The organism is Streptomyces sp. URMC 126, from assembly GCF_051386555.1.
GTDB lineage: Bacteria > Actinomycetota > Actinomycetes > Streptomycetales > Streptomycetaceae > Streptomyces.
The window spans coordinates 32,983-40,311 of sequence record NZ_JBPQTX010000024.1 but is presented as its reverse complement, the minus strand read 5'-3'; the positions used below and the strand labels follow the sequence as shown (position 1 = coordinate 40,311).

Genomic DNA, 7,329 nt, shown 5'->3' with positions numbered 1-7,329 from the left:
CGGTGGCCCGGACCCGGTGGCCCGGACCCGGTGGCCCGGACCCGGTGGCCCGGACCCGGTGGCCCGGACCCGGTGGCCCGCTCAGTCGCCGGCCGCCACCAGCCCCGGCACATCCGTCAGCACCTCCGCGATCCGCCGCGCGGGGAGGCCGCCGCCCTGCGCGAGGTCAGGGGAGCCGCCGCCGCGCCCGTTCAGGAGGCGCTTGACGAGGTCCGAGGCCGAGCGGCCCGCCTCCCGGGCGGCGCGGTTGACGGCCACCACGACGATTCCGCCGCCACCGGTGGCGCTGCCGACCGCGACCACGGCGGGCCGGGCGGCGGGCAGCCGGTCCCGGACGGCGACGGCCAGGGCCCGGGCCGCGTCCGCGCCGCCGTCGGCGGTGGCCGTCACCACGGCCGTCCCGTCCGCGTCCACCGCCGTGCCGGCCAGCCCGGCGGCGCGCGCCGCCGTTGCCTCGTCGCGCAGCCGCTGGTTCTCCCGCTCGGTGGTCTTCATCCGGTCGAGCAACGCGGCGATCCGCTCCGGCAGTTCGGCGCGCGGCGCCTGGAGCTGCTCGGCGATCCGGGAGACCAGGTCGCGCTCCCTGGCCAGGTGGTCGAACGCCTCGATGCCCACCGCCGCCTCCAGCCGGCGCATGCCCGCCCCGACCGACGACTCCGACGTCAGCGAGAGGACGCCGATCTGCGCGGACCGCTCCACGTGCGTACCGCCGCACAGCTCGCGCGACCACGCCCCGCCGATCTCCACGACGCGCACCCGCTCGCCGTACGTCTCGTCGAACAGCGCCAGCGCGCCCAGCTCCTTGGCCTCCGGCAGGGTCATCCACCGGACGCCCACCGGGAGATCGCGGCGCAGGGCCCGGTTGGCGGCCTCCTCCACGTCCCCGCGCACGGCCGGACCCAGCGCGCCGCGCCAGGGGAAGTCCAGCCGCAGATAGCCGGGGCGGTTGTACGAGCCGGACTGCAGCGCCGTCGGGCCCAGGATCTGCCGCAGCGCGGCGTGCAGCACATGCGTGCCCGAATGGGCCTGGCGGGCGCCGAGCCGCCACTCGGGGTCCACCGCCGCACGGACGGAGTCGCCCGAGGCCAGCTCGCCGGCCGTCACCCGCACCTGGTGCACCACCAGCCCGGGCAGGGGCCGCTGCACGTCCAGGACGTCGGCCTCGGCCGACGCGCCGGACAGCCGGCCCGCGTCGCTGTCCTGGCCGCCGGACTCGGCGTAGAACGGCGTCCGGTCCAGGACGGCGGTCACCACGTCACCGGTGCGCGCCACGGGCACCGGGCCCGACGGGCCGAGGAGCGCGAGGATCCGCGCGTCCGTCTCCAGGGCCTCCCAGGCCCGCCAGTCCGTGGGGCCGTGCTCGGCCAGGACCGTGCGCAGCGCCGCCGTGTCGGCGGCACCGGACTTACGGGCCCGGGCGTCGGCGCGGGCCCGCTCCCGCTGGGCGTTCATCAGCGCGGTGAAGCCCTCGCGGTCGACGTCCACGCCCTGCTCGGCGGCCATCTCCAGGGTGAGGTCGATCGGGAAGCCGTAGGTGTCGTGCAGCAGGAACGCCTGCCGGCCCGGCAGCGACCGGCCGCCCGCCGCCTTCACCTCGGCGACGGCCGTGTCCAGGACGGTGGTGCCCTGCTTGAGGGTGTCCCGGAACGCGTCCTCCTCGCCGTACGCCTGGTCGGCGATGCGCGCGAACCCCTCGGCGACCTCGGGGTAGCTGACGGCCATGAGGTCGCGGGCCACGGGCAGCAGCTCCGGCAGCGCCCGGTCCTGGTGGCCGAGCTGCCGCATGGAGCGGACCGCGCGGCGCAGAATCCGGCGCAGCACGTAGCCGCGGCCCTCGTTGCCGGGGGCCGTGCCGTCGGCGAGCAGCATCAGCGCGGTGCGGACGTGGTCGGCGACGACGCGCAGCCGGACGTCCGCCTCGGCGTCGGCGCCGTAGCGGACGCCTGCCAGCTCGGCGGCGCGGTCGAGGACCGGGCGGGTCTCGTCCGTCTCGTACAGGTTGTCCACGCCCTGGAGCAGGGTCGCCATGCGCTCCAGGCCCATGCCGGTGTCGATGTTCCGGCGGGGGAGCTCGCCGAGGATCGGGTAGCCGGACTTGCCGGGGCCCTCACCCCGCTCGTACTGCATGAAGACGAGGTTCCAGAACTCCATGTACCGGTCCTCGTCCACCGCCGGGCCGCCCTCGGGGCCCAGCTCCGGGCCCCGGTCGTAGTACAGCTCGGAGCACGGCCCGCAGGGGCCGGGGACGCCCATGGACCAGAAATTGTCCTCGTCGCCGCGGGCCACGATCCGCTCGTCCGGCAGGCCCGCGACGCGCCGCCAGATGCCGCGCGCCTCGCCGTCGGAGTGGTGCACGGTCACCCAGATCCGCGCCGGGTCGAGACCGAAGCCGCCGTCCGCGACGGGCGCGGTCGACAGCTCCCAGGCGAAGCCGATCGCCTCCTCCTTGAAGTAGTCGCCGAACGAGAAGTTCCCGTTCATCTGGAAGAAGGAGCCGTGCCGCGTGGTGCGGCCCACCTCCTCGATGTCCAGCGTGCGCACGCACTTCTGCACGCTCGTCGCCCGCTGCCAGGGGGCCGGGGACTCGCCGGTCAGATACGGCTTGAAGGGCACCATGCCCGCGTTGACGAAGAGGAGCGTCGGGTCGGGGGTGGGGAGCGGGGCGCTGGGGACGACGGTGTGACCGTGCGCCGCGAAGAAGTCCAGGAAACGGGTACGGATGTCGGCGGTACGCACGGTCGCGCTCACGGGTCCCTTCGTCGTGCCGGCCTCGGCGGGGCAGCGGTGATCTTGCTGTGTGTTCATCGTAGGTGCACATGATGTGCAACAGGGGGACGCGGCCCGGTCTTCCGGGACGGTTCCGGGTCCACCCCTGACGAAGGTCAGGGGTCGCCCCTGACCTTCGGTCCGGGTGCCCGCCGCCCGCGTTCCCTAACGTCCGGCGGTATGGAACGCACACGACACCACCGCCCCGGCGGCACCGCCCGGCCGCTCGGCGCCCTCGCCGTCCTGGCCGCCGCGGCCGGAGTCCTGACCTGGGCCGCACCGGACGGCCCCGGGCCGAACGGCAGGACGGAGGTCACCGGCGGACCCTCCGCCTCCCTCTACCGGTCCGTGGCCGGCGCGGCGGGGGACGCCCCCGGCGCGGTGGGCACGCTGCTCTCCCTCGCCACCGAGGGCACCCTGGTCGTCCTGGGACTGCTGCTGGTGTGGACGGCCGGGACCGCGCTGCGCCGCCGCGACGTCCCCGCCCTCGCCGGGGCGCTGCTCGCCGGCGCGGCGACGGTCGCCGCCTACGCGGTCAGCGAGCTGCTGAAGGAAGCCGTCGACGAGGAGCGCCCGTGCCGGGCCCTGCGCGGCGTCGGCACCGTCGACACCTGCCCGCCGCCCGGCGACTGGTCCTTCCCCAGCAACCACTCCACGCTCGCCGCCGCACTCGCTGTGGGCCTGGCCGCGGCCCGGCCGCGGCTCGCGGTCGCCGTGCTGCCCCTGGGGGTGCTCGCCGCCGTACTGCGGGTGGCCGTCGGCGCGCACTACCCGCACGACGTGCTGGCCGGGGCGGTGCTGGGCGCCGCGGTCGCCGCCGCGGCCCACCTCGCGCTACGACCCCTCGTCGTCCGATTTCTCCGCCGGCCCGGGCTCCCCGGAGCGCGGCTGTGGCTGCCCGACGCGGAGCCCGGGCTGCCGGGTGTGGGACGGCGGCTGCCCGGCGCGGAGATCGAACCGCCGGCGGGCGCGGGGCGCCGAGCACCCGGCTCGGAACCGGATCCCTCCGACTCCGGCCCGCGCTTCCTCGGCCCCGGCCCATACCCGGCAGCCTCCGCTCCCCACCGCACCGCCCCGGCTCAGGGCCGGAGTTCCCCGGCCGGGACGGCCATGCCCGCCTCGTGGGCGACGACGGCCGCCGCCGCCCGGTTGTCCACCCCCAGCCGGGCCAGGATGGAGCTGACGTGCGCCTTGACGGTGCCTTCCACCACGTGCAGCCGCCGGGCGATCTGACCGTTGGACAGCCCGGCGCCCAGGTGGACCAGCACGTCCCGTTCCCGGGCGGTCAGGGCGGCCACCCGTTCCCGGGCGGCGGCACGCCGGGCGGCGGCGGCCCCGGCACCGCCGCCGGCGAGATGGGCGACGACCCGGGCGGCCACCTTCGGTGACAGATAGGCGGCGCCCTCGGCCACCGCGCGCACCCCCGCGATCAGTTCCTCGGGCGCGCCGGACTTGACCAGGAAGCCGGTGGCGCCGCCGGACAGCGCCCGCAGGATGTAATCGTCCTCGCCGAAGGTCGTCAGCATCACGACCCCGGTGGCCGGCACGGCCTCGCGGATCAGCGCCGCCGCCTCGATGCCGCCCGTCCCGGGCATCCGGATGTCGAGGACGGCCACGTCCGGGCGGTGCCGGCGCACCAGCTCCACCGCCTCGCGCCCGTCCGCCGCCTCCGCGACGACGTCGAGCCCGGGGTCGGTGGAGAGCACGGCCCGGACCCCGTACCGGATCATCGGCTCGTCGTCGGCGATCAGCACCCGGACCGTCCCTGACGGGTCGTTGGAGCCGTTCATGCCGCACTCACCCCCGCAGCACCGCGAAGGACGCCAGCCGGCCGCGCCGGAAGCAGAGTTGGTAGGCGTCGCCCGATGCGTCGACGAAACGGTCGGCCGTCACCGCGTAGTACTCGCACTCCACCCCCGGTCCCTTGGGCTCCGCCGCCCGCGGCCTGTACGGCAGCTGACGCTTCGGCAGCAGTGCCGCCACTTCGGAACGATTCTGTCCCACGCGCAACGCCGCGTAGGCGCCGGGGTCGAGGACGGAGTCGGCCACCGTCAGGGAGCCCCACACCGTCAGGCCGCCGGTCAGCACGGCCAGGGCCAGCACCGGCACGGTGACCGCGGCGGCCAGGGTGCGTCCCGCGCGGCGGCGGGCCCGCCGGTGCTCCGGAGGCAGCGGGGCCGCGGCCGGCGGCTCGGCCGCCGCCGGCTGCGGCGGCGCCGCGTGCGACAGCCGGGCCGTCACCGCGAAGCCCCCGGCGCCGTCCGGGCCGTGCCGCAGTGTGCCGCCCGTCAGCCGGACCCGCTCGTCCAGCCCGATGAGCCCCCGGCCGCCCGCGGCCAGGCCGTCCGCGGCCGACGGCGGCGCGGTGTTCCGCACCGACACCACCGTCTCGCCTGCCGCATGCGTCACCCGCACCTCCGCCGTCGCGCCCGGCGCGTGCTTCACCACGTTCGTCAGCGCCTCCTGGACGACCCGGTGCGCCGCCCGCTCGACCGGGCCGGGCACGTCGTCCTCCCGGCCCTCGACGCGCGAGGTGACCGCGAGTCCCGAGGCGGCGGCGTTCGCCACCAGCCGCCCGATGCTTCCGGTGCCGAAGTCCGCCGGCCCGGTGGGGGCGCGGTCCGTGTCCTCCCGCAGGATGCCGATGACCTCGCCCAGGCGCTCCACCGCGGCCGCCGCCCGGGCGCGGACGTCCTCGGCGGCCGCCCGGTGCTCCTCCGCCAGGCCCGGTGCCAGCTTCAGCGCCCCCGCCGACAGCGCGACCAGGCTCAGGTCGTGCCCCAGCGCGTCGTGCATGTCCTGCGCGATGCGCGCCCGTTCGCGCAGCCGGGCCTGTTCGGCGACCAGTCGCCGCTCGCGCGCCAGTTGCTCCGCGCGCGACCAGCCCGCCCGCGTCAACTCCTGATACTGGCGCCACACTCGTCCCGCGAACCACGGCAGCAGCGCCGCCCCCACCACCAGCGCGACGAACGCGCTCCCCAGCGGAAACAGGGCCGGGACGGCCAGGACCGCCACCGCCCCCGCCGCCACCAGGCCGCCGAGCGCGGCGGCCATCGGCCACGTACGCCCCGAACGGTGCCCCGCCAGAAAGGCGCACACCGCGCCCGGCAGCGCCCACCACAGGGAATCGACCCCCAGCCCGGCCGCCAGCACGGCGGCAGGAGCGAACACCGTTCCCGGGTCGCGGAGCAACGGGGGCTTGTCAATGGTCGTCGTTCCGTTCACCGACGCACCGTACGCGGCCCGCCGACCGCGCCGGAACTGCCGAAAGTCGCATGGACAGGCGGCACGGTTCCCTTGCGCGGACGACGGGAAGAAGATCGACCAGGCGCGTGTTCGGCCATGACATGACGACGACTTCTTCGCAGTGGGTGGCCGGTTTCCGCTCCGCCGTGGTGAGCCCCCACGAGGCATACACCCTCTTCCCGTCCCGCGCCTTCGCCGACCGGACGGTCCGTCAGGTCCTGCGGCTCGACGGCGGCGGCGAGGCCCTCCGCGTCCGCCTCAGCAACAGGTACGGGAAGGAGCCGCTGACCGTCGGCGCCGCGCGCCTGGCGAGACATACGGGCGGCTCCGGCGCCGATCCGGGCAGTTCCGTCGTCCTCACCTTCGGCGGCCGGGAGTCGTTCACCCTCGCGGTCGGCGAGGAGGGGGTGAGCGACCCGGTGGCCGGCGAGGTGGCCGCCGGGGACCGGTTCGCGCTCAGCCTGTACTTCCCCGAGGACACCGGTCTCGCCACCTTCTCCGTGGTCGCCTCCGAGACCGGCTTCACGGCCCCGGGCGACGTCACCGCGGCCCCCGCCCTGGACGGGGCGGAAACCCTGGAGACCTCCCGGTACTTCGTCTCCGGCGTCGACGTCCTCGCCCCCGCGGGCACCGCCGTCGCCGTGGCCTTCGGCGACTCGTGGCTGGAGGGCGCCGGCACCACCCCGGGGGCCGCCGCGCGCTTCCCCGACCACCTCAACCGCCGGCTGCGCCGCGGCTGGGTGGTCAACCAGGGCATCTCGGGGAACCGGCTGCTGACCGACGAGATCGGCGAACACGGCCTCGCCCGGCTGCGCCGGGACGTCCTCGACGTGCCCGGTGTCACCCACGTCATCCTCAACTTCGGCCTCAACGACCTCGGAACACCCGGCAACATCGACCCGGCGGCCCCCCTGCCCCTGCCCACCGCCGCCGACCTCGTCGCCGGCTACACCGAACTCGCCCGCCGGTCGCACGAGGCCGGGCTCCGGGTCATCGCCCACACGATCGGCCCCTACGGGGGAACGGTCTACGAGGGTTACGACTCGGAGGACGGCCAGGCCGTCCGCCGCGAGGTCAACGACTGGATCCGCGCCACCGACGTCTTCGACGCCGTGACGGACGTGGCGGCGGCCGTCGCCGACCCCGATCACCCCGAGCGGATCCTCCCCGCCTACGACTGCGGCGACCACCTGCACCTCAACGACGAGGGGGCCCGGGCGATGGCGGCGGCGGTCGACCTCGCGCAGCTGCGCCTCTGACGGGCCGGCGGGCGGGGGCTCCCGGGAGGGGGGCGCGGTCGGCGGGGGCGACGGCTCC

At 76.2% G+C, this 7,329-nt stretch carries 4 protein-coding genes and 1 pseudogene; 2 read left to right on the top strand and 3 right to left on the bottom strand.

Translation table 11 applies throughout. The features are described 5' to 3' along the window. Nucleotides 1–81: 81 nt before the first annotated feature. Nucleotides 82–2,736 carry an alanine--tRNA ligase gene (gene alaS / locus ACSNOK_RS05215; RefSeq protein WP_436779374.1) on the bottom strand — a complete coding sequence of 885 codons (2,655 nt, stop codon included), beginning with the start codon at nucleotides 2,734–2,736 and terminating at the stop codon, nucleotides 82–84. 210 nt (nucleotides 2,737–2,946) lie between these two features. Between alaS and ACSNOK_RS05210 the strand changes: the two are divergent. Next, nucleotides 2,947–3,537 (top strand): annotated as a pseudogene (locus tag ACSNOK_RS05210) (phosphatase PAP2 family protein); the annotation flags it as partial. Between the two features lie 308 nt (nucleotides 3,538–3,845). Here the strand turns inward: ACSNOK_RS05210 and ACSNOK_RS05205 are convergent. Beyond that, nucleotides 3,846–4,556, bottom strand: a complete 711-nt coding sequence (locus ACSNOK_RS05205; protein ID WP_436779372.1) for a response regulator transcription factor — start codon at nucleotides 4,554–4,556, stop codon at nucleotides 3,846–3,848. 7 nt (nucleotides 4,557–4,563) lie between these two features. Continuing rightward, the gene (locus ACSNOK_RS05200) at nucleotides 4,564–5,991 is read right to left on the bottom strand and encodes a sensor histidine kinase (RefSeq protein WP_436779371.1); all 1,428 of its coding nucleotides are present in this window, start codon (nucleotides 5,989–5,991) and stop codon (nucleotides 4,564–4,566) included. Between the two features lie 122 nt (nucleotides 5,992–6,113). On the opposite strand from ACSNOK_RS05200, the gene ACSNOK_RS05195 reads away from it, so the two are divergent. After that, nucleotides 6,114–7,271: a GDSL-type esterase/lipase family protein gene (locus tag ACSNOK_RS05195; protein WP_436779370.1), complete on the top strand. Its 1,158-nt coding sequence runs from the start codon at nucleotides 6,114–6,116 to the stop codon at nucleotides 7,269–7,271. Nucleotides 7,272–7,329: the final 58 nt, after the last annotated feature.

Excerpts from the sequence above, each read along its gene's own strand:
- ACSNOK_RS05205 (WP_436779372.1), bottom strand. The coding sequence starts at position 4,556 with ATGAACGGCTCCAACGACCCGTCAGGGACGGTCCGGGTGCTGATCGCC.
- ACSNOK_RS05195 (WP_436779370.1), top strand. The coding sequence starts at position 6,114 with ATGACGACGACTTCTTCGCAGTGGGTGGCCGGTTTCCGCTCCGCCGTG.